Source organism: Neobacillus sp. 204 (assembly GCF_046562815.1).
In the GTDB taxonomy this organism is placed as follows: domain Bacteria; phylum Bacillota; class Bacilli; order Bacillales; family Cytobacillaceae; genus Neobacillus.
In genome coordinates this window covers 219,345-240,923 of record NZ_JBJORY010000008.1, presented here as the reverse complement: position 1 = coordinate 240,923, position 21,579 = coordinate 219,345, and the positions used below count along the sequence as shown (strand labels likewise).

Here is a 21,579-nt window from a genome sequence, read left to right as displayed (position 1 = left end):
AAAGAGCCTTAAAGAAAAGCGGGAGCGCAGTTCGGCGGCGTATGGATTGGAGCCCTTTGACTTATCGAAGGGAAAAGGGCAAAGTACACTAGCCGCTGGGCCGCTTCCGCTAGTAAATAATCTAAGTTCAAATCTTATCATTTAAAAAATATTCATCCAAATAGGAGGACTTGAAATGAACTTTAAACTGTCTGAAGAACATGAAATGATTCGGAAAATGGTTCGTGATTTTGCACGGAATGAGGTGGCCCCGACGGCTGCTGAGCGTGATGAGGAAGAACGCTTTGACCGCGAGATTTTTGACAAAATGGCGGAGCTGGGTTTAACAGGGATTCCGTGGCCGGAAGAGTACGGCGGGATTGGCAGTGATTATTTGGCCTATTGTATCGCCGTGGAAGAGCTGTCCCGAGTCGACGCGTCAACGGGCGTGATGCTGTCCGCCCATACGTCCTTAGCAGGCTGGCCGATTTACAAATTCGGCAGTGAGGAGCAAAAGCAAACCTATCTGCGCCCATTAGCAGAAGGTACGAAAATTGGTGCGTATGGCTTAACAGAGCCTGGCAGCGGTTCGGATGCCGGTGGAATGAGAACAACCGCCCGCTTAGAAGGCGATCACTATGTCCTCAATGGATCAAAAATTTTCATTACGAACGGTGGGGTAGCGGATATTTATGTAGTGTTTGCGCTAACGGATCCTACAAGTAAACAACGAGGAACGACTGCATTTATTATCGAGAGCGACTTCCCTGGCTTTTCAGTTGGGAAAAAGGAAAAGAAACTCGGCATTCGTTCGTCACCAACAACGGAAATTATTTTTGAAGATTGCAAGGTTCCGGTTGCTAATCGACTTGGTTCAGAAGGCGAAGGCTTTAAAATTGCGATGATGACCCTTGATGGCGGCCGAAATGGTATTGCTGCTCAGGCCGTGGGAATTGCCCAAGGTGCACTCGACGCTGCAGCAGACTATGCGAAGGAACGCCATCAATTCGGCAAACCAATCGCGGCGAATCAAGGAATCGGCTTTAAGCTGGCAGATATGGCAACAGGAATTGAGGCTGCGCGCCTATTAACCTATCAAGCGGCATGGTTGGAGTCACAAGGTCTGCCGTACGGCAAAGAGTCGGCGATGTCGAAGTTGTTTGCCGGCGATACGGCGATGAAGGTAACAACAGAAGCTGTCCAGGTGTTTGGCGGGTATGGCTATACGAAGGACTATCCAGTTGAGCGATACATGCGCGATGCGAAAATCACGCAAATTTATGAAGGCACACAAGAAATTCAACGACTTGTGATCTCGCGGATGATCACGAAGTAAGGCGGTTAAAGGATGATGAAAAAACGGGAAGTACAGGCTTCTGTAAAGGATGAACGTCTTGTTCAAAAACGGCGGGACCAAATGATTAAAGGGGCCGTCAGCCTTTTTAAGGAAAAAGGCTTCCACCGGACAACGACGAGGGAAATCGCCAAAGCGGCCGGTTTCAGTATTGGGACACTATACGAATACATCCGCTCCAAGGAAGACGTTCTTTATCTCGTGTGTGACAGTATCTATGAACATGTTAGCGAACGCCTCGAGCAAGACCTTGAACAGAAAAAAGGCACCCTTTCAAGTCTGAAGTTAGGGGTCGGGCATTATTTCCGAGTAATAGATGAGATGCAGGATGAAGTACTTGTCATGTATCAGGAAGCGAAATCGCTGACGAAGGATGCCCTTCCTTATGTGCTGAAAAAAGAAATCGAAATGGCTGAGATGTTTGGGGGTCTGATGGTCCGCTGTGTGGAGAATGGCGAGCTGCAGTTATCTGAAAAACAGATTGAGTTGATTTCCCATAACATTATTGTCGAGGGACAAATGTGGGCGTTTCGCCGCTGGGCCTTGCAAAAGTTATATACACTTGATGAATATATTGAACTGCAAACGGAGCAATTGTTCTACGGAATTCATTCGTCCGTAAAAGCAAAGTTGTAATGCTAACAAAGTTGCGAACAGTGAATAGGGTTCATTTTTATAAAAATGGTTTATAAAAGGAGGAAGACGATGGGTAATTATCAGCCGAAGCATCATATCCGCTTTGTCACGGCTTCGAGTTTGTTTGACGGGCATGATGCTTCTATCAATATTATGAGGCGGATTCTGCAGGCGAGCGGGGCGGAGGTGATTCATCTTGGTCATAACCGTTCGGTTGAAGAGGTTGTGAACGCAGCGATTCAGGAGGATGTGCAGGGGATTGCGATTTCTTCGTATCAAGGCGGGCATGTCGAATACTTTAAATATATGTACGATTTGTTGAAGGAAAAAGGGGCACCGAATATCCGTATTTTTGGCGGCGGCGGCGGGGTGATTATCCCGCGGGAAATAAAGGAGCTCCATGATTACGGGATTTCGTGGATTTTTTCGCCTGAGGATGGCCGTACGCTGGGGCTGCAGGGCATGATTGACCGGATGCTGGAGATGTGTGATTTTGCAACGGTTCCGCATGATGTAGCTGAGCAAATGGAGAAGCTGCCGAGCGGTGATGTCAATGCGGTAGCGAAGTTGATAACGGTAGCCGAGCTTCATGTGGACGATAAGAATGAAGCGGCGGCCACGGCTGAGCGAGTGCTCGATCAAGTGAAGTCACTTGAGAAGCAGATTCCAGTCGTCGGAATTACCGGGACGGGCGGTGCAGGAAAAAGTTCATTGACGGATGAATTGATTCGCCGCTTTATTAATGAATTGCCAGATAAAAAAGTGGCAATTCTGTCGGTCGACCCGACGAAGCAAAAGACGGGTGGCGCGCTGTTAGGGGACCGAATCCGTATGAATGCGATTTTTTCACCGAATGTGTATATGCGCTCGCTGGCGACTAGGCATTCAAAAAGTGAATTATCGCTGGCGATTAAGGATGCGGTCGCCGTTACGAAGGCCGCTGGTTTTGACCTTGTGATTGTTGAGACGAGCGGGATTGGCCAGGGTGATGCGGGCATTACGGAGATTTGCGATGTTTCTTTGTATGTGATGACGAGTGAGTTTGGTGCGCCTTCGCAGCTGGAAAAGATTGATATGATTGACTTTGCTGATCTGATTGTCATCAATAAGTTTGAGCGTAAGGGCTCGGAGGATGCGAGGCGTCAGGTGCAAAAGCAGTACCAGCGCAGCCATATGCTGTTTGAAAAAGACATCGATGATATGCCGGTTTATGGTACGATTGCGAGCCAGTTTAATGACCCGGGCACGAATGGGTTGTTTGCGGCGTTGATTGAAAAAATTAACGAGAAAATGTCGACGGATTGGGTGACTTCATTTAATAAAAATGCTTTGGTTGAAAAGCAAAATGTGATTATCCCGACTGACCGCCGTTACTATTTACGGGAAATTTCCGAAACGGTCCGCGGCTATCATCGGAAAGCGGAAGAACAGGCGAATATCGCTCGGAAATTATTCCAGTTAGAAGGAGCGATCGAAGCGGTCAGCGATGCAGGTGTAATTGCGGCTTTAGAAGCAGTCAAGCACGAAACCGAAGCACGTCTGACACCAGAATCGCGGAAGATTCTCGCTTCTTGGGCACAAACAAAGGCGGCCTATTCGGGTGACAAGTTCGTCACGAGAATCCGTGATAAAGAGATTATTACCGTATTAAAATCAAAAAGCTTATCAGGCCTCGACATTCCAAAAGTGGTGCTGCCGAAGTATAAGGATTACGGGGAAATTCTTCGCTGGGTATACCAGGAAAACGTGCCGGGTGGGTTCCCGTATACTGCAGGGGTGTTTCCATTTAAGCGGGAAGGTGAGGACCCAAAACGGCAGTTTGCTGGGGAAGGGACACCGGAGCGCACGAACCGCCGCTTCCATTATTTATCGAAGGATGATACGGCGAAACGCTTAAGTACGGCGTTTGACTCGGTGACACTGTATGGTGAGGATCCGGATTACCGCCCCGATATCTTCGGGAAAGTCGGCGAAAGCGGCGTCAGCGTTTGTACATTAGATGATATGAAAAAGTTATATAACGGTTTTGATTTGTGCCATCCGTCAACCTCGGTATCGATGACGATCAATGGACCGGCGCCGATTATTTTAGCCATGTTTATGAATACAGCGATTGACCAGCAGGTGCAGCAAAAAGAAGCGGAGCTTGGCCGGGTGTTAACGGTTGAAGAATTCGCCGAAGTGCGGGCGTATACACTGCGGACGGTACGCGGTACAGTGCAGGCTGATATTTTAAAAGAAGACCAAGGCCAAAATACATGTATTTTTTCCACCGAATTTGCGCTGCGGATGATGGGTGATATTCAGCAATATTTCATCGACCATCAAGTTCGCAATTATTATTCGGTATCGATTTCGGGCTATCATATTGCGGAGGCGGGTGCGAATCCGATCTCGCAGCTGGCCTTTACGCTGTCGAATGGGTTTACGTATGTGGAGTATTATTTAAGCCGCGGCATGAAGATTGATGATTTTGCGCCGAACTTGTCCTTCTTTTTCTCGAATGGCTTGGATCCGGAGTATACCGTGATTGGCCGGGTAGCCCGCCGAATTTGGGCCACGGTGATGCGTGATAAATATGGAGCGAACGAGCGCAGCCAAAAATTGAAATACCATGTTCAGACGTCGGGTCGTTCGCTGCATGCGCAGGAAATTGACTTTAATGATATCCGGACGACGCTGCAGGCGTTAATGGCCTTGCAGGATAACTGTAATTCCCTTCATACCAATGCTTATGATGAGGCGATTACGACGCCAACCGAGGAATCGGTGCGCCGGGCGATGGCGATTCAGATGATTATTACTAAAGAGCACGGCTTGTCGAAAAATGAAAATCCGTTGCAAGGATCATTTATTGCTGAGGAGTTAACGGATCTTGTCGAGGAGGCGGTCCTTCAAGAGTTTGAACGCTTGAATGACCGAGGCGGTGTGCTTGGGTCGATGGAAACCCAATATCAGCGCGGTAAAATCCAGGATGAATCGATGTACTATGAAATGAAAAAGCATACTGGTGAGTTACCGATTATCGGTGTGAATACGTATTTGAATCCAAATCCTCCGTCTGAGGAAGAGGTCAATAATATGGAATTAGCGCGGGCATCATATGAAGAGAAGGAATTGCAGATTCAAAATTTGCGGACTTTCCAAGAAAGTCATTCGGATGCATCGGGGCAAGCGTTGCAGCGCTTAAAAGATGCCGCAGTCAACAATGGCAATATCTTTGCGGAACTAATGGAAACCGTAAAAGTCGCCAGCCTCGGACAAATCACACGAGCCCTCTACGAAGTAGGCGGACAGTATCGCAGGAATATGTAAGGTGTTAATATAGGGTGTCAGGCACCATGTGAAATTTTCACATGGTGCCTGACACCAATTTTTATTGTCTGCGAGCCAGTTTTTGTAAAAAAACTTTTTTTATGAGATATTATTATGTGCGGTTATCTTATATAATCTATTTAGCGTACATACTTCGAGAGGTTTGGGCAGGTGGAGCAAATGAAGATGGGTTATATTTTGATGGTGTTAATTGTGTTTGCCTGGCCATTAAATTATCTCTATCAACGTCAGTTGGGCGCAATCTCATTCTTGCTGCTAGCAATCTTCTTTCTAGTGATAACGATTAAAGAGATGAAAAAGCACAAGCAAGCAAAGGAAAATGATAGTAAAAAAGCTCGTCCGGAAAAATTCAAGTGAAACAACGGCTAGTACTAGCATAAACCGGAAGAATTTGTTTATAATGAAGAATATGCAAATTTTGAGCTGGAGCTAGACTAGACAGTTCATATATCAATTATTTGATAGTCCGTTATTCACTCATTAAAGAGTGTTAAATAGAGAAAGGAAGTGCCTATATTGAGTTTAGCACAATACTCAAAAGAGGAATTAAAAGAATTATCCCTCATGGAAATGGCGTATGAATATTTGCAAAATAGCAAGCAGCCAATTGCGTTTGCTGATCTACTTCAGGAAATTAAAAAGGCGGCGGGGATTTCTGATGAGGAAATTCGTTCGCGACTTGCTCAATTTTACACCGACATCAATGTAGATGGCCGTTTCCTTTCATTAGGAGGCAACCGCTGGGGACTTCGCGTTTGGTATCCAGTCGATACAGCTGAAGAAGAGGTTGTTGCGGTTGTGAAACCGAAGAAGAAGAAAGCGAAGAAGGTTGTCGATGAAGACGATCTCGAAGATTTCGATGAAGTTGATGAAATTGAAGATGACTTTGATGACTTTGATGATGAAGATGATCTTCTTGACGATGAAGACGATATTGATATCGATGAGGATGACGATCTTGATCTTGACGATGATGATGAAGCTATTGAGGATGACCTTGACATTGAGCTGGATGAAGAAGACGACCTTGACGAAGACCTCGAAGAAGAGGAAGAATTTGAAGACGAGGAAGAAGTGGAAGAAGATTAATCAGCTTGACTTTTTTTCCATGCCCTTGTAGAATCTTTTTTGGGCTCCTTAAAAAGGACGATACATTATTTACTTACGATACGCTCCCTACCAAATGTAGGCGGGCGTTTTTTATTGTTCAAAAAACTCTTGTTTTGGAGAGTTTTTTCATTTTTTTGGGCGTAAGGAAAATATTTTTTTACAAAAACCCTTAAACAAACTGAATAATGTACAAACTGTATAAGAGGGGGAAATATTTATGACAAAATATATTTTTGTAACTGGTGGTGTGGTTTCATCACTAGGAAAAGGAATTACGGCTGCTTCATTAGGACGTTTATTGAAAAATCGGGGCGTGAGTGTGACGATTCAAAAATTCGATCCTTACATTAACGTGGATCCGGGAACGATGAGTCCTTACCAGCACGGTGAAGTATTCGTAACGGGTGATGGCGCTGAAACAGATTTGGACTTAGGTCACTACGAGCGTTTTATCGACATCAACTTAAACAAGTATTCAAACGTAACAACTGGGAAAATTTACTCAACGGTTTTACGCAAAGAGCGCCGCGGTGATTATTTAGGGGCAACCGTTCAGGTTATTCCGCATATCACCAATGAAATTAAGGAGCGTTGTTTCCGTGCCGGGAAAGAAACGAATGCTGATGTCGTGATTACTGAAATCGGCGGAACGGTTGGGGACATTGAATCGCTCCCATTCCTTGAAGCGATTCGCCAAATCAAGAGTGATATCGGCTCTGAAAATGTAATGTATATTCACTGTACCTTAATTCCTTACATCAAGGCTGCTGGGGAAATGAAAACTAAGCCGACTCAGCACAGCGTTAAAGAACTGCGCAGCCTTGGAATTCAGCCTAACATTATTGTCGTTCGTACGGAAATGCCGGTTTCACAGGACATGAAGGATAAAATCGCCTTGTTCTGCGATATTGACTCGAAAGCGGTTATTGAATGTATGGACGCAGATACGCTTTATTCGATTCCACTTGCCCTTCAAGAGCAAAACATGGATCAAATCGTCTGTGATCATTTGAAATTAGAGGCGAAGGAAGCGGATATGACCGAGTGGAAGGCCCTAGTAGACCGTGTAATTAATCTTTCTAACAAGACGCGCATTGGCCTTGTCGGAAAATACGTGGAACTTCAAGATGCCTATATTTCTGTGGTTGAGGCGATGAAGCATGCCGGTTATGCGTTTGATGCGGATGTGGAAATCAAATGGATCAATTCAGAAGATGTTACCCGTGAAAATGTGGCCGAGCTTCTTAATGATGTCGATGGCGTCCTTGTTCCAGGCGGCTTTGGTGACCGCGGGATTGAAGGGAAGATTGAAGCGACTCGCTATGCTCGTGAGCAGAAGAAGCCGTTCCTTGGCATTTGTTTAGGTATGCAGCTGGCAACGATTGAATTTGCCCGCAATGTGCTTGGTCTTGAAGGGGCGCACTCCGCGGAGTTTGAGCCGGAAACAACTTACCCGATCATTGATTTGCTTCCTGAGCAGAAGGATGTAGAGGACTTGGGCGGCACGTTGCGTTTGGGTCTATATCCAGCGCGTCTTGTTGAGGGTACGAAGGCGTTCGAAGCGTATAATGAAGAGGTGGTTTATGAGCGCCATCGTCATCGCTATGAGTTTAACAATCAGTACCGTCAAGAGATGGAAGCAGCAGGCTTTATTTTCTCTGGGACTAGCCCAGACGGCCGCTTAGTGGAGATTGTTGAGTTGAAGGATCATCCATGGTTCTTGGCTTCACAGTTCCATCCGGAGTTTGTCTCAAGACCAACCCGTCCGCAGCCATTGTTCCGTGACTTTATTAAAGCATCACTTCAAAAATAAATTAGCAGGCAGGACCAGTTCTCTGGTCCTGCCTATTTTGACTTAAAATGCACACAATAATATCCAGATATTGTCTATTTGTACATAACTATTCAAAAATTGTACAAAAGTATTCAAAAGTTGTACAAAATCATTCGAAAATTGCACAAAAGGGTGAGAAATCTGTACAAAACCATCCTAATCTCGTACAAAACCACCTTATGTATCTGTATGGGGGTACCTTAAAACGAAAAATTAGCCATATCAAAAAATAACCCCCGGGAAATAATCCAGGGCAATAAAAAAACGGGTTCATACACCCGCTTTACTCCTGATATTCCGCCAGAATCTCATCAACCGTAAATTTCAAGCCGTAATAAACAAACAAAGCTGCCATTGATGATGGATATCCATAACGGTTTCCTTCATCATCAGGGAGCAATCCTTTGGTCAGCCGCAAATCGATGACGGAATCCGCTATTTCCTGCAATTCCTCTCCCTCTGGAACCACCGTAGCCACCGCTACAAACGGAATTCCTTTTTCGTGAAGCTGTTTCGCTACCAGAAGCGCGGCTGCATCACTGGAATAACGCGTGAATAGCAGGACACGATCGGAATCAGTTAACTCCTCAACCCTCTCAAATATCTTTACACCTTTAAATGGTTCCGCCCCCTCCAATGCTTCGAACTCGACCGCCTTCATTTCCTTTGTGGCAAAAATATATATAGACCCCTGGGCAAGTAAACGTGCTCCGTCTTCAAACGAATATTCTTCTTTTTCCTCGATTCGTTTAAACAAACCTGTTAATTGGGTAGTAAATATTTTTAACATAAAAACCCTCCTTTTCACCCTTTTATTATAAGCATTTTTTCGTTATTACAAAAATAAAAACAAAATCTCAAAATAATAGCAGGATATTATTGTATAAATATAGAAATATAACAAGTGATAAATAGTGGGATAATAAAAAGAATCAAGACAACCAAGGAAGAGGTGGAGTTATGAAAGAGAAAATTTTAATTGTTGATGATCAGTTTGGCATTAGAATTTTACTAAATGAAGTGTTTCAAAAAGAGGGGTATCAAACATATCAGGCAGCCAATGGCATTCAGGCCCTTGAAATTGTGACAAAACATGACCCCGACCTTGTCCTATTGGATATGAAAATCCCTGGAATGGATGGAATCGAAATTTTAAAACGAATGAAGGTCATTGACCCGGATATTCGCGTCATTATTATGACGGCCTATGGCGAACTGGATATGATTCAAGAAGCAAAGGATCTTGGGGCAATCACACATTTTGCCAAGCCATTTGACATTGATGATATTCGAGCAGCTGTCAGGAAACATATCCCTCAAAAGATGAATTAATCGTAATTTTTTTATAAAAAACATTAAAGAGTTGAATATAGGGAAATGGACACGCTTTCATTATGACAGTTTATAAAACTCTGTCTAATTAATGGCATTTCGAACCTCGTTTTGATATGATACATATGAACTTTTTACTGGTTTCTATCTTTTTAAAGTTATACATAATCCGGAAAATTGAGGGAAAACCTTAATATGGAAGGCTATTTTGAAAAGATAACGACCTAATTTAAGGAGGAATAGAAATGCCATTAGTTTCCATGAAAGAAATGCTCATTAAAGCAAAAGCTGAAGGCTATGCGGTTGGGCAATTTAACTTAAATAACTTAGAATTTACACAAGCAATTCTTCAAGCTGCACAAGCGGAGAATTCACCTGTAATTCTTGGTGTTTCTGAAGGGGCAGCACGTTATATGTCCGGCTTCAAAACTGTTGTAAAAATGGTTGAAGGCTTAATGGAAGATTTGAAAATTACTGTTCCTGTAGCAATTCACCTTGACCACGGTTCAAGCTTTGACAAGTGTAAAGAAGCGATTGATGCAGGTTTTACATCTGTTATGATCGATGCTTCACACCACCCATTTGAAGAAAATATTGAAATTACTTCTAAAGTAGTAGATTATGCACATTCAAAAGGTGTGTCTGTTGAAGCTGAATTAGGAACTGTTGGCGGCCAGGAAGATGATGTTGTTGCAGATGGCGTTATCTACGCAGACCCTAAAGAATGTGAAGAGTTAGTAAAACGCACTGGTATCGACTGCCTTGCACCAGCATTAGGTTCTGTTCATGGACCATACAAAGGTGAACCAAACCTTGGCTTTACTGAAATGGAGGAAATCGGTAAGATTACTGGCCTTCCATTAGTCCTTCACGGCGGAACTGGAATCCCTACAAAGGATATCCAAAGATCTGTTTCATTAGGAACAGCGAAAATCAACGTTAACACTGAAAATCAAATTGCTTCTGCTAAAGCGGTTCGTGAAACATTAGCTACATTAACTGAAGAATACGATCCACGTAAATATTTAGGACCAGCTCGCGAAGCGATCAAAGCAACCGTTATTGGCAAAATTCGCGAATTCGGTTCTGCAGGTAAAGCTTAATAGAACAATGTCGAATGTCTGACCACATTTCATATTTGTTCCAAATATGATAAAATGTAAACCGTCCTCATATAAGGGCGGTTTCAGTCTGTTAAAAGAAATTTGAAAATTTAGTCGAAAAATGGAGGAGAGTCAAACATGAAATTTTTTATCGATACAGCAAATTTAGATGAGATCCGCGAAGCACATGACCTTGGATTATTAGCAGGGGTAACAACTAACCCATCTTTAGTAGCTAGAGAAAAAGGCGTTTCTTTTCACGACCGCATTAAAGAAATTGCTGCACTTGTACCAGGTTCTGTGAGTGCCGAAGTTATTTCTCTTGATGCAGAAGGTATGATTAGAGAAGGACGTGAACTTGCAGCGATCGCTCCGAATATTACGGTAAAAGTTCCAATGACTCCAGACGGTTTAAAAGCAACTCATGCTTTTGCTCAAGATGGAATCAAAACAAATGTAACCCTCATTTTTAGTGCAAACCAAGCTTTACTTGCAGCAAGAGCTGGTGCAAGCTATGTTTCTCCTTTCTTAGGCAGATTAGATGATATTGGCCAAAACGGCTTAGAACTAATTTCGACAATTTCAGACATCTTCAACGTGCATGGCATTGAATCAGAAATCATTGCAGCATCCATTCGTAACCCAATTCACGTGACAGAAGCAGCGTTAAGAGGCGCTCATATTGCCACGATTCCATACAAAGTATTAATGGGACTATTCCATCATCCATTAACAGATAAGGGCATTGAAGGCTTCTTAAAGGATTGGAATTCCCGTACAGAAGCATAATTATTCCCTTTTCGTGTAAATTTTTTTAATTGCTATACATGAAAATAAAATTTTTGTGTAAACTAGAGGATAGACAAGCTGTCGGATTTTGACTTTTTATAATGGAAAAATATACCTATAGCCTCATTTCGTAATAAGCGGATCGTACCGAATGACTTACAGGGCTTAGAAGGGAGTCGAATATGGAAAAACTTAAAATTGCGGGTGGCTATCCGTTAAAGGGAACTGTTCGGATCAGCGGGGCGAAAAACAGTGCCGTTGCGTTAATCCCTGCAACCATTTTAGCGGAATCACCAGTGACAATTGAGGGATTGCCGGACATTTCTGATGTTGAAATCTTGAAGGACCTCCTTGAAGAAATCGGCGGAAACGTTCAGCTCTCTGATAACGATATGACGGTTGACCCATCTACCATGATTTCCATGCCCCTGCCAAACGGGAAAGTAAAAAAGCTCCGTGCTTCTTATTACTTAATGGGTGCTATGCTCGGCCGTTTCAAAAAGGCGGTCATTGGCTTACCTGGCGGCTGCCATTTAGGTCCAAGACCGATTGATCAACATATAAAAGGCTTCGAAGCACTTGGGGCCCAAATTACTAATGAACAAGGTGCGATTTATTTACGGGCGGACGAGCTTCGCGGCGCCCGTATTTACCTTGACGTTGTCAGTGTGGGAGCGACGATTAATATCATGCTGGCCGCGGTTCGCGCGAAAGGCCGGACCGTCATTGAAAATGCAGCGAAAGAGCCGGAAATCATTGATGTGGCCACACTGTTAACCAGTATGGGAGCAAAGATTAAAGGGGCTGGAACGGATGTAATTCGTATCGACGGCGTGGAAGCGCTTCATGGCTGCCGTCACACCATTATTCCGGACCGAATTGAGGCCGGCACATATATGATTTTGGGCGCCGCAGTCGGCGAAGGTGTGTTAATCGACAACGTCATCCCGCAGCATTTAGAATCATTGATTGCTAAATTGCGTGAAATGGGTGTCCGTGTCGAATCAGGCGATGACCAAGTGTTTGTCGATGGATCAACAAACTTGAAAGCTGTCGACATCAAAACGCTCGTCTATCCTGGATTCCCGACCGACCTGCAGCAGCCATTTACGACCTTGTTGACAAAAGCGTCAGGCTCAAGTGTGGTTACAGACACGATTTACGGAGCCCGTTTTAAACATATTGATGAACTGCGAAGAATGAACGCCAACATTAAGGTCGAAGGGCGCTCTGCGATCATTAATGGCCCGATTCAACTGCAAGGGGCCAAAGTGAAAGCAAGTGACCTCCGTGCTGGCGCCGCGCTGTTCATTGCCGGTCTGATGGCGGAAGGAATTACCGAAGTAACCGGACTCGAGCATATTGACCGTGGCTATAGCGACCTAGTCGAAAAACTAAACGGCCTCGGCGCCACAGTTTGGCGGGAAGCATTAACAAAAGAAGAAGTAGAGCAGATGAAAAATACTTAGAAAAGCGGAAGCCCCCGTTTAGCGGCGAAGGACACTAGCCGCTAGGGCGCTGCAGCTAGACAAATAGATAAAGCTTAGGACATTGACGACCATAAGCTATTAGAGGTAAAGAGACAACCAAGAGACTTAAGGGAGATGGAGACGTTGGAAAGAAGTTTATCGATGGAGCTTGTCCGTGTCACAGAAGCAGCAGCACTTGCTTCAGCCCGCTGGATGGGCCGAGGGAAAAAAGATGAAGCCGACGGAGCAGCTACCTCGGCGATGCGTGATGTGTTTGACACGGTGCCAATGAAAGGAACTGTGGTAATCGGTGAAGGGGAAATGGATGAGGCACCAATGCTTTATATTGGCGAAAAACTTGGGACAGGCTATGGTCCGCGCGTTGACGTTGCTGTTGATCCACTTGAAGGCACCAATATCTTAGCATCTGGCGGCTGGAATGCCTTAGCGGTTCTTGCGGTTGCTGACCATGGAAATCTTCTCCATGCTCCTGATATGTATATGGAAAAAATCGCGGTTGGCCCGGAAGCGGTCGGCCATGTCGATATTAATGCATCTGTTTTAGATAACTTAAAGGCTGTTGCCAAAGCGAAGAATAAAGATATCGAAGATGTTGTGGCGACCGTTTTAAATCGTCCGCGTCATGAACATATCATTGCCCAGCTTCGTGAAGCCGGTGCAAGAATCAAATTAATTAATGATGGTGACGTAGCAGGTGCCATCAATACTGCGTTTGACGATACCGGTGTCGATATTCTCTTTGGTTCTGGCGGTGCCCCTGAAGGCGTTCTGTCGGCCGTTGCCTTAAAATGCTTGGGCGGCGAAATCATCGGGAAACTGCTGCCACAAAGTGATGCGGAGCTGGAGCGCTGCATCAAAATGGGACTCGATGTCAATCGTATCCTTCGAATGGAAGACCTTGTGAAAGGCGATGACGCCATTTTTGCTGCGACAGGAATCACAGACGGCGAATTGCTGCGTGGTGTCCAATTCAAAGGTTCCTACGGTTCGACACATTCCATCGTCATGCGTGCCAAATCAGGCACCGTTCGCTTTGTCGAAGGCCGTCATAGCTTAAAGAAAAAACCTAATTTAGTGATTAAATAGTTGTGCCTCAAGTAAGGGTGCCTGACACCATTGGTGTCAGGCACCCTTCATGGCATCAGTCTCGTAAATTTAAAAAACTCCTATTAGACTCCATTTGGAATGAACTCCTACAAGAAGAAATTTCCAATGACTGAAAATAGAAAAATAAGTTGATTAATTTTTTGCATAGAGGGTACAATAGTAATTGTTTTATGCATTATTTCTGCAATTCTATTCATTTCATTTCTACTTCTATCACTATTCCTCAACTCTCGTAATAATATCTGTTTGAAAAAAATAAAAGTGTGGTGCACAAATGGAATTAACAATTTCAAGTTTAGAAAATATGAAGCTGAAGGAGCTTTATGAGCTTGCTCGCGAATATAAAGTGACCTATTACAGCAAATTAACGAAAAAAGAACTAATTTTTGCCATCCTGAAATCTCGTGCGGAACAGCAAGGCTATTTTTTCATGGAAGGCGTCTTAGAAATTATCCAATCAGAAGGATTTGGATTCCTACGACCAATTAATTACTCGCCAAGCTCAGAAGATATTTACATTTCTGCATCGCAAATCCGCCGCTTCGACCTTCGTAATGGGGATAAAGTTTCCGGTAAGGTACGGCCTCCAAAAGAAAATGAGCGTTATTATGGACTATTGCACGTAGAAGCTGTGAACGGGGAAGACCCGGAATCAGCGAAAGAACGGGTGTATTTCCCTGGCCTCACGCCGCTCTATCCTAACCGCCAGATGAAATTGGAAACTACTCCAAAACATCTTTCAACAAGGATTATGGATGTGATTGCACCGGTTGGTTTTGGCCAGCGTGGACTCATCGTCGCGCCGCCAAAGGCTGGTAAAACGATGCTGTTAAAAGAAATTGCTAACAGCATTACCACGAACCATCCGGAAGTAGAATTAATTATGCTGTTGATCGACGAACGTCCAGAAGAAGTAACCGACATTGAGCGTTCGGTTGCCGGTGACGTCGTTAGTTCGACGTTTGATGAAGTGCCTGAAAACCATATTAAAGTAGCTGAACTTGTCTTGGACCGCGCGATGCGTTTAGTGGAACATAAGCGTGATGTGGTAATCCTGATGGATAGTATTACACGTCTTGCTCGTGCCTATAACCTAGTCATTCCGCCAAGCGGGCGGACACTTTCCGGGGGGATTGACCCGGCAGCCTTCCATCGTCCGAAGCGCTTCTTCGGGGCGGCCCGTAATATTGAAGAGGGCGGCAGCTTGACGATTCTTGCGACTGCGCTTGTCGATACTGGTTCACGGATGGATGACGTCATTTATGAGGAATTTAAAGGGACAGGTAATATGGAACTGCATCTCGATCGTCAGCTTGCGGAGCGCCGTATTTTCCCTGCGCTTGATATCCGTCGTTCAGGAACACGTAAGGAAGAATTATTGATTCCGAAGGATCATTTGGATAAATTATGGGCGATCCGAAAATCGATGTCAGATTCACCAGATTTTGCGGAGCGTTTCTTGAAAAAATTACGCCAGACGAAGTCGAATGAAGAGTTCTTTGCCCAATTAGGGGAAGAGCTAAAAACAAGACGGTCGTAGGTGTTGAGGTCAGGGACAAGCCTGGTCAAGGAAGCTTTATAGGTTCCTTTTTCAAAAAGAAACCAACAAATCCCAGCTTGCAAAAATAGCTTTGCCTTGTTATAATGGGTGCAGTGTGTTTTTAGTATTTTAGTGCTTGTTATTGACAGGTGCTTTATATAACTCTGTTTCGAAAGATTCAGGGCGGAAGGAGATGAAAAGAATGAAAGCAGGAATTCATCCAAATTATAAAACAGTAACGGTGTCATGTGCTTGTGGTAATACATTTGAAACTGGTTCTGTTAAAAATGAAATTCGTGTTGAAACTTGTTCAGAATGTCATCCATTCTATACTGGTCGTCAGAAATTCGCTGAAGCTGGCGGACGTGTTGACCGTTTCAACAAGAAATATGGCATTAAGACTCCACAACAATAATTGTAAAAAGTACAGGCAAGAAGCAACTTCCTTGCCTGTTTTTTATTTTAATAAATTTACTTTTCGAAATAGATTTTATGGGTTTGCTAGGAAGGAGACGCCGTTTTTATGTATTTAATGAAGCAGAGCGGATGGGTTGAGGTTATCTGTGGCAGTATGTTTTCTGGAAAATCGGAGGAATTGATTCGCCGTGTCAGACGGGCTCAATTCGCTAAACAAAAGATTGCAGTATTTAAGCCGAAAATTGATAATCGCTATCACGATCAACAGGTTGTGTCCCATAATGGGTCTTCTTTTCATGCGAAGCCAATTGCTCATTCTATTGAGATTCTTCACCATGTGGAAGCGGATATCGATATTATTGCGATTGATGAGGTTCAGTTTTTTGATGAAGGAATTGTTCGGATTGTGCAGCAGTTGGCTGACAGCGGCCACCGTGTGGTTTGTGCGGGTCTGGATATGGATTTCCGCGGCGAGCCGTTTGGGCAAATGCCAGCGTTGATGGCCATTGCAGAATCGGTGACGAAGCTGCAGGCGGTATGTTCGGTGTGCGGTTCACCATCAAGCCGGACGCAGCGTTTGATTGATGGTCACCCTGCCTCCTACCATGACCCAGTGATCTTAGTGGGTGCCTCCGAAGCATATGAGCCTCGCTGCCGCCACCATCACGAAGTGCCAAAAACGGCGTCATACCGTATAAGCATTGAGCAAGAGTCTACAAACTAAGGTGTCGTTCGGTTTACATAATTAGTGCCTGACACCATAAACGAGCTTAACACTATAAAAACTGTCTGAGAAGGGGATTCTCGGGCAGTTTTTTTTGTTTGTTTGGCTGGGTTGGATGGTGACGGATTTTTGGAGTTTGGCGGAATAATTGGGAAGTTTGGCGGAATAATCTTGGAGTTCGGCGGAATTCTGGGTAGATTCGCGGAATAACATGTAGGTCTGGCGGAATTCAGCCGAGGTTTGGCGGAATCCAAGGAGGAAAGGCAAATTTGGGTACTGAACTTGGAAAGATTTCACTCGTTCTGTTCCTGTCGAGCTCGGGCATGATAGTAATGGGAGGTGTAAGATGCAAAAATTATGGCTGTTTCTCTCATTAACTTTGTTGTTCTTAGTTAGCGGTTGTCAGAATGCCAATCAAGGGGCTTATGACTTGCGCAAAGACCAAACAGCACCAAATTATATGTCTAACCGCGGTGAAAACAAGCAGCGGCTGGTTGAAGATGATATTACCAACCAAAATCCCAATTTTCTCGACCTGAAAAGGACGGGAAGCGGTTCTGAAACAGGCGGCGGAAAAGAGACGGGTGAAGATATTAATAAGGCGAAGCAAGTCATTGCCGATTCAGATGAATTTACGTTAGATTCCGTCTGGATTAATGGTGACCGGATGTGGGTTTCTGTTTATAAAAAAGGAATGCAGTCTGAGCAGGGAAAAGTTAATGCAGAAGCACGACTTCATCGCAAACTGATTCAGGCGTTACCGCGCTATAAAATTGAGGTGCGTGTCAAAGAAGATCGAAGGTAGCATGCTCTGATTATCAGGGCATGTTTTTTTGTGTTGGGTTCCTTTTTTAAAAAGGGTTTTACCGCCCAAATCCTCCCTCAAAAAATTCCCCCCCTAGAATTTGGTTTTGACGGTTGTTTTCACCTATACTATAATTAGAATGTTATGGACAAAAAATTGAGGTGAATAGACTGTGTTTGATCGTCTTCAATCGGTGGAAGATCGCTATGAGAAGTTGAATGAACTTTTGAGCGACCCACAAATTATTAATGATTCAAAAAAATTACGTGATTATTCAAAAGAACAATCTGATATACAAGAAACTGTACAAACGTATCGTGAATATAAAGAGGCGCGTGCGCAGCTTCAGGATGCGAAAGCGATGTTGGATGAGAAGCTTGATGCCGATATGCGTGAAATGGTGAAGGAAGAGGTTAACGAACTGGAAGCACAGATCGTTGAATTGGAAGCGAAGATGAAGATTCTCTTAATTCCAAAGGATCCAAATGATGACAAAAACGTTATCTTTGAAATCCGCGGAGCTGCGGGCGGGGACGAGGCGGCTTTGTTTGCGGGGAATTTATATCGGATGTACAGCCGTTATGCGGAAGCGCAAGGCTGGAAGATTGATCTTCTTGATGCGAACCCAACTGGTCTTGGCGGCTACAAGGAAATCAGCTTTATGATTAATGGTCAGGGCGCTTATTCGAAATTGAAGTATGAGAATGGGGCGCATCGTGTGCAGCGTGTACCGGAGACGGAATCAAGCGGCCGGATTCATACGTCAACAGCGACGGTTGTTTGTTTGCCGGAAGCGGAAGAATTAGAAGTGGAAATCAATGATAAGGATATCCGTTTCGATGCGTTTGCTTCGAGCGGTGCCGGCGGACAGTCAGTTAATACAACGATGTCAGCCGTGCGTTTAACGCATATTCCGACGGGGATTGTGGTTTCAATTCAGGATGAGAAATCGCAGCATAAGAACAAAGATAAGGCGATGAAGGTGTTACGTGCTCGTATTTATGATAAATACCAGCAGGAAGCACAGGCAGAATATGATTCTGTTCGTAAATCAGCGGTAGGGACAGGAGACCGTTCTGAGCGGATTCGTACCTACAACTTCCCGCAAAACCGGGTGACGGACCACCGCATTGGTTTAACGATTCAAAAGCTCGATCAAATTTTAGAGGGCAAGCTGGATGATATCATCGATGCGCTGATTATGGATGATCAGGCACGCAGGCTGGATAGTGCCTCTAATGAGTAAGAAAGTATTTGAAGCTCTTCAATGGGCTTCTTCTTTTTTAGGTCCAGCGAATCGTGATGCGAATGCGGGGGAGCTTTTGCTGCGCCATTTTACTGGGATGAGCCGGGCGCAGTTGTTTGCGAACATGCGCGATGAGTTAGCTCCAGGTGTGTGGGAGTCGTTTGAAAAGGCGGTTTTTGACCATGTGAAGGGTGTCCCGGTGCAGTATATCATCGGGACCGAGGAGTTTTACGGGCGGCCGTTTCTCGTCAATGAAGAGGTGCTGATTCCGAGACCGGAGACGGAAGAACTCGTTTACGGCGCCCTCCAACGGATTAAGCGTCTGTTTAGCGGCGCAAAACAAGTCATCAAGCTCGCCGACATCGGTACCGGCAGCGGCGCCATCGCCATCACCATGAAGCTCGAAGAATCTGAGCTGAGGGTGTCAGGCACCAATAGTTCTACGGAGCCGTTGGAAATGGTGTCAGGCACCAATACTACTACGGAGCCGTTGGAAATGGTGTCAGGCACCAATACTACTGCGAAGCCAGTGTTAAAGGTGTCAGGCACTGATATTGCGGAGGCGTCTCTGGTTGTGGCACGGGAGAATGCCACAAGGCTTGGGGCGGAGGTGGAGTTTGTACAGGGGAATTTGCTTGGGCCGTTTATTGAGAGCGGCGACCGGTTTGATGTGATTCTTTCAAATCCGCCATATATTCCGTTCGGTGATATCACGACGATGTCGGAGGTTGTGACGGAGCATGAGCCGCATCGGGCTTTGTTTGCGGGGACAGACGGCTTGGAATTTTACCGCCGCTTTATGACGGAGCTGCCGCAGGTGCTAGAGAGGCGCGCGCTGGTTGGTTTCGAGATTGGGGCCGGTCAGGGCGAAGCGGTAGCGGAGCTTTTTCGAAAGGCCTTTGCAGACGCCAGGGTGGAGATTGTGAATGATATTAATGGCCGGGACCGCATGGTGTTTGCGGAGATGGGTTTCGAGGTTTAAGTTCTGTCAAAAAGGCGGAAGTTATATAGAAAATCATAAGAAACGCTCAGAGCTGATTGGCTCTGAGCGTTTCTTTATACTTCAAGTAGATAGGAAGACATCTCTTTTATTTTTGAGTTATTGCGTGAGCTGGCAAAGGTGTACACGTTACAGAAGCCGTATTTCTTCTTATTTCCTACAAGTAAGGTGCCGTTAACTGAACCGTGATAGCCATGGGTGATGATGGTGTGAATCTGCAGTTCGGTTACTGGATTGTTCTGGTTTTGCTTTAGGACCGAGATAACCCTTTCTTTGCCTTGGATTAGATGTTGCCCGATGATATTCCAGAGGAAATCGTCGGTGATATTGTCGGTAAGATAGGCGAGATCGTTTTGGACAAAGGCGATGTTAAATTCCTTAGAAAGGCCTTTTTGGGGGCGTTACCACAATCGTCCGGACAAATGACTTTTAAATCAACATTTTCGGAATGGGGCTGATTCATTTTTTTGTTCTCCATTTTCTTAAAATTAATTTTATCTTAATAACGACTGTTCTCTTATTTTACCATATAATTGGATTGTTCCCCTTTGATGGGGTGTGGATTCACCAGGAATCTTTTAAAAAATATCAAAATTTAATAGTTTAAGATTCTGGCATTTTGTCCAAAATGAAGATATCGAAGGGACGGTGCTAGAATTGAAAAGTAAATTCGTGGTTTGGGGATATTTAATCGTTTTGTCGTTAGGAACGATGTTGAATTTATATATGCCGAAGACGGAAGCAGCGCAAAAGGAATCGATTGTCATTCCAGGGGAAGCGATTCGGCTCCGGATTCTTGCGAATAGTGATTTTGAAAAGGATCAAGCGATTAAACGAAGGGTGCGCGATGCGGTTAATGCGCAGATTACACTGTGGGTACAGGATTTAACATCGATGGAGAAAGCAAGAACGGTCATCAGATCAAAGCTTCCAGAAATTCAAGCCATTTCGGAAAAAGTTGTCCGTGAGCAAGGGTCGACACAATCGGTGAAGGTCGAGTTTGGCAAGGTTCAGTTTCCAACGAAATTATATGGTCAATATTTATATCCTGCGGGAGAGTATCAAGCGATTTTGATTACATTAGGTTCAGGCGAAGGTGCGAACTGGTGGTGTGTGCTTTATCCACCATTATGCTTCCTTGATTTTTCAAATGGTGTGGCTGTAAGTGATGGTTTTGATGGGGAAAAGAAGGCAAAAGCAAAAACGCTGAAGGCAGAAAAGTCGAAAGCAAAGGTGGAAAAGGTTAAAGAAGTTGCCTCGGTCGATGATGGTGCAAAGAAGGCCCGAGTCAAGGCTGATTCTGAAGGGAAAGTGGCTGCGGAGAATGAAGAGGGCGTAGCTGAGAAAGAAGAAGTCGAAGTGAAGAGCCAAAAAAGCAAAGCGAAAAACGAAAAAGTTGAAGTGAACAATGAAGAAGAAAGACAGCAACCGGAGAGGCTGATTGAAAAAGAGGGTCCTGTGTTCAATGAGATTCAGATTGAGGAAGAGGAGGAGCCAGTGAAAGTGGCAAAAACAGAGGCACCTGTGTATACTTCGGAAGATGAAAAGCCGGTAGAAGTGAAGTTTTTCGTGGTAGAGATGTGGGAGAAGATGTTTAACTAGACCAGTTCCGATTGTGGGACTGGTTTTTTGCTTGTTTATAATGTTGTGGATAACTGAAATTGTTCTCTGAATCCAGATCAATAGGAGTGGGCTTCGGAAGCGAAAGAAAAGAGTTAGCTTTCTGAGGAGTATCCAGTCACTTGCACGTTTTGTCGTGTGGTGAATAAATTTTACT

The 21,579-nt window shown here is 44.5% G+C and carries 20 protein-coding genes; 19 read left to right on the top strand and 1 reads right to left on the bottom strand.

The features are described 5' to 3' along the window. Nucleotides 1-175 precede the first annotated feature (175 nt). The 6 genes from ACJ004_RS18130 to pyrG all read left to right on the top strand — a co-directional run bounded on the left by ACJ004_RS18130 (nucleotide 176) and on the right by pyrG (nucleotide 8,228). Entirely contained in the window at nucleotides 176-1,315 is a 1,140-nt protein-coding gene (locus ACJ004_RS18130) for an acyl-CoA dehydrogenase (RefSeq protein WP_410894532.1), read from the top strand. A gap of 15 nt (nucleotides 1,316-1,330) precedes the next feature. Then, nucleotides 1,331-1,969, top strand: a complete 639-nt coding sequence (locus ACJ004_RS18125; protein ID WP_410894640.1) for a TetR/AcrR family transcriptional regulator — start codon at nucleotides 1,331-1,333, stop codon at nucleotides 1,967-1,969. A gap of 69 nt (nucleotides 1,970-2,038) precedes the next feature. Further along, the gene (gene icmF, locus ACJ004_RS18120; RefSeq protein ID WP_410894531.1) at nucleotides 2,039-5,284 is read left to right on the top strand and encodes a fused isobutyryl-CoA mutase/GTPase IcmF; all 3,246 of its coding nucleotides are present in this window, start codon (nucleotides 2,039-2,041) and stop codon (nucleotides 5,282-5,284) included. 180 nt (nucleotides 5,285-5,464) lie between these two features. Continuing rightward, nucleotides 5,465-5,662 (top strand): hypothetical protein, encoded by a 198-nt coding sequence (locus tag ACJ004_RS18115; protein ID WP_410894530.1) that lies wholly within the window; start codon nucleotides 5,465-5,467, stop codon nucleotides 5,660-5,662. A 159-nt stretch (nucleotides 5,663-5,821) separates the two neighbouring features. Continuing rightward, nucleotides 5,822-6,394 (top strand): DNA-directed RNA polymerase subunit delta, encoded by a 573-nt coding sequence (gene rpoE, locus ACJ004_RS18110; protein ID WP_410894529.1) that lies wholly within the window; start codon nucleotides 5,822-5,824, stop codon nucleotides 6,392-6,394. 238 nt (nucleotides 6,395-6,632) lie between these two features. Then, entirely contained in the window at nucleotides 6,633-8,228 is a 1,596-nt protein-coding gene (gene pyrG / locus ACJ004_RS18105; protein ID WP_410894528.1) for a CTP synthase, read from the top strand. A 304-nt stretch (nucleotides 8,229-8,532) separates the two neighbouring features. Here pyrG and ACJ004_RS18100 read toward each other — a convergent pair whose 3' ends face one another. After that, nucleotides 8,533-9,039 carry a DUF2529 domain-containing protein gene (locus ACJ004_RS18100; protein ID WP_410894527.1) on the bottom strand — a complete coding sequence of 169 codons (507 nt, stop codon included), beginning with the start codon at nucleotides 9,037-9,039 and terminating at the stop codon, nucleotides 8,533-8,535. 170 nt (nucleotides 9,040-9,209) lie between these two features. Between ACJ004_RS18100 and ACJ004_RS18095 the strand changes: the two genes are divergently transcribed. From ACJ004_RS18095 to spoIIR, 13 genes are all read left to right on the top strand, one after another. Further along, the gene (locus tag ACJ004_RS18095) at nucleotides 9,210-9,581 is read left to right on the top strand and encodes a response regulator (RefSeq protein WP_026568193.1); all 372 of its coding nucleotides are present in this window, start codon (nucleotides 9,210-9,212) and stop codon (nucleotides 9,579-9,581) included. 245 nt (nucleotides 9,582-9,826) lie between these two features. Continuing rightward, the gene (locus ACJ004_RS18090) at nucleotides 9,827-10,684 is read left to right on the top strand and encodes a class II fructose-bisphosphate aldolase (protein WP_410894526.1); all 858 of its coding nucleotides are present in this window, start codon (nucleotides 9,827-9,829) and stop codon (nucleotides 10,682-10,684) included. Between the two features lie 138 nt (nucleotides 10,685-10,822). After that, entirely contained in the window at nucleotides 10,823-11,473 is a 651-nt protein-coding gene (gene fsa, locus ACJ004_RS18085) for a fructose-6-phosphate aldolase (RefSeq protein WP_410894525.1), read from the top strand. Between the two features lie 182 nt (nucleotides 11,474-11,655). Then, nucleotides 11,656-12,942 carry a UDP-N-acetylglucosamine 1-carboxyvinyltransferase gene (locus tag ACJ004_RS18080; protein WP_410894524.1) on the top strand — a complete coding sequence of 429 codons (1,287 nt, stop codon included), beginning with the start codon at nucleotides 11,656-11,658 and terminating at the stop codon, nucleotides 12,940-12,942. A gap of 144 nt (nucleotides 12,943-13,086) precedes the next feature. Then, nucleotides 13,087-14,049, top strand: a complete 963-nt coding sequence (glpX, locus tag ACJ004_RS18075; RefSeq protein WP_410894523.1) for a class II fructose-bisphosphatase — start codon at nucleotides 13,087-13,089, stop codon at nucleotides 14,047-14,049. 295 nt (nucleotides 14,050-14,344) lie between these two features. Further along, nucleotides 14,345-15,610: a transcription termination factor Rho gene (gene rho / locus ACJ004_RS18070; RefSeq protein WP_410894522.1), complete on the top strand. Its 1,266-nt coding sequence runs from the start codon at nucleotides 14,345-14,347 to the stop codon at nucleotides 15,608-15,610. A gap of 202 nt (nucleotides 15,611-15,812) precedes the next feature. Continuing rightward, nucleotides 15,813-16,025: a 50S ribosomal protein L31 gene (gene rpmE / locus ACJ004_RS18065; RefSeq protein ID WP_410894521.1), complete on the top strand. Its 213-nt coding sequence runs from the start codon at nucleotides 15,813-15,815 to the stop codon at nucleotides 16,023-16,025. 108 nt (nucleotides 16,026-16,133) lie between these two features. Further along, nucleotides 16,134-16,751, top strand: a complete 618-nt coding sequence (locus ACJ004_RS18060) for a thymidine kinase (protein WP_410894520.1) — start codon at nucleotides 16,134-16,136, stop codon at nucleotides 16,749-16,751. Nucleotides 16,752-17,097: 346 nt separating this feature from the next. Then, nucleotides 17,098-17,556, top strand: coding sequence for a hypothetical protein (locus tag ACJ004_RS18055; RefSeq protein WP_410894519.1), 459 nt, complete (start codon nucleotides 17,098-17,100; stop codon nucleotides 17,554-17,556). A 172-nt stretch (nucleotides 17,557-17,728) separates the two neighbouring features. Further along, on the top strand, nucleotides 17,729-18,802 hold the full coding sequence (gene prfA, locus ACJ004_RS18050; protein ID WP_410894518.1) for a peptide chain release factor 1: 1,074 nt from the start codon (nucleotides 17,729-17,731) through the stop codon (nucleotides 18,800-18,802). Beyond that, complete coding sequence (gene prmC, locus ACJ004_RS18045; protein ID WP_410894517.1) at nucleotides 18,795-19,784, top strand: peptide chain release factor N(5)-glutamine methyltransferase; 990 nt, start codon at nucleotides 18,795-18,797, stop codon at nucleotides 19,782-19,784. Before prfA ends, prmC begins: the two co-directional genes overlap by 8 nt. Nucleotides 19,785-20,089: 305 nt before the next feature. After that, nucleotides 20,090-20,260, top strand: a complete 171-nt coding sequence (locus ACJ004_RS18040; RefSeq protein WP_410894516.1) for a hypothetical protein — start codon at nucleotides 20,090-20,092, stop codon at nucleotides 20,258-20,260. Nucleotides 20,261-20,459: 199 nt separating this feature from the next. After that, on the top strand, nucleotides 20,460-21,404 hold the full coding sequence (gene spoIIR / locus ACJ004_RS18035) for a stage II sporulation protein R (protein WP_410894515.1): 945 nt from the start codon (nucleotides 20,460-20,462) through the stop codon (nucleotides 21,402-21,404). Nucleotides 21,405-21,579 lie beyond the last annotated feature (175 nt).

Excerpts from the sequence above, each read along its gene's own strand:
- ACJ004_RS18130 (WP_410894532.1), top strand. The coding sequence starts at position 176 with ATGAACTTTAAACTGTCTGAAGAACATGAAATGATTCGGAAAATGGTT.
- ACJ004_RS18125 (WP_410894640.1), top strand. The coding sequence starts at position 1,331 with ATGAAAAAACGGGAAGTACAGGCTTCTGTAAAGGATGAACGTCTTGTT.
- icmF (WP_410894531.1), top strand. The coding sequence starts at position 2,039 with ATGGGTAATTATCAGCCGAAGCATCATATCCGCTTTGTCACGGCTTCG.
- ACJ004_RS18115 (WP_410894530.1), top strand. The coding sequence starts at position 5,465 with ATGAAGATGGGTTATATTTTGATGGTGTTAATTGTGTTTGCCTGGCCA.
- pyrG (WP_410894528.1), top strand. The coding sequence starts at position 6,633 with ATGACAAAATATATTTTTGTAACTGGTGGTGTGGTTTCATCACTAGGA.
- ACJ004_RS18100 (WP_410894527.1), bottom strand. The coding sequence starts at position 9,039 with ATGTTAAAAATATTTACTACCCAATTAACAGGTTTGTTTAAACGAATC.
- ACJ004_RS18095 (WP_026568193.1), top strand. The coding sequence starts at position 9,210 with ATGAAAGAGAAAATTTTAATTGTTGATGATCAGTTTGGCATTAGAATT.
- ACJ004_RS18090 (WP_410894526.1), top strand. The coding sequence starts at position 9,827 with ATGCCATTAGTTTCCATGAAAGAAATGCTCATTAAAGCAAAAGCTGAA.
- fsa (WP_410894525.1), top strand. The coding sequence starts at position 10,823 with ATGAAATTTTTTATCGATACAGCAAATTTAGATGAGATCCGCGAAGCA.
- ACJ004_RS18080 (WP_410894524.1), top strand. The coding sequence starts at position 11,656 with ATGGAAAAACTTAAAATTGCGGGTGGCTATCCGTTAAAGGGAACTGTT.
- rho (WP_410894522.1), top strand. The coding sequence starts at position 14,345 with ATGGAATTAACAATTTCAAGTTTAGAAAATATGAAGCTGAAGGAGCTT.
- rpmE (WP_410894521.1), top strand. The coding sequence starts at position 15,813 with ATGAAAGCAGGAATTCATCCAAATTATAAAACAGTAACGGTGTCATGT.
- ACJ004_RS18060 (WP_410894520.1), top strand. The coding sequence starts at position 16,134 with ATGTATTTAATGAAGCAGAGCGGATGGGTTGAGGTTATCTGTGGCAGT.
- ACJ004_RS18055 (WP_410894519.1), top strand. The coding sequence starts at position 17,098 with ATGCAAAAATTATGGCTGTTTCTCTCATTAACTTTGTTGTTCTTAGTT.
- prmC (WP_410894517.1), top strand. The coding sequence starts at position 18,795 with ATGAGTAAGAAAGTATTTGAAGCTCTTCAATGGGCTTCTTCTTTTTTA.
- ACJ004_RS18040 (WP_410894516.1), top strand. The coding sequence starts at position 20,090 with ATGTTGCCCGATGATATTCCAGAGGAAATCGTCGGTGATATTGTCGGT.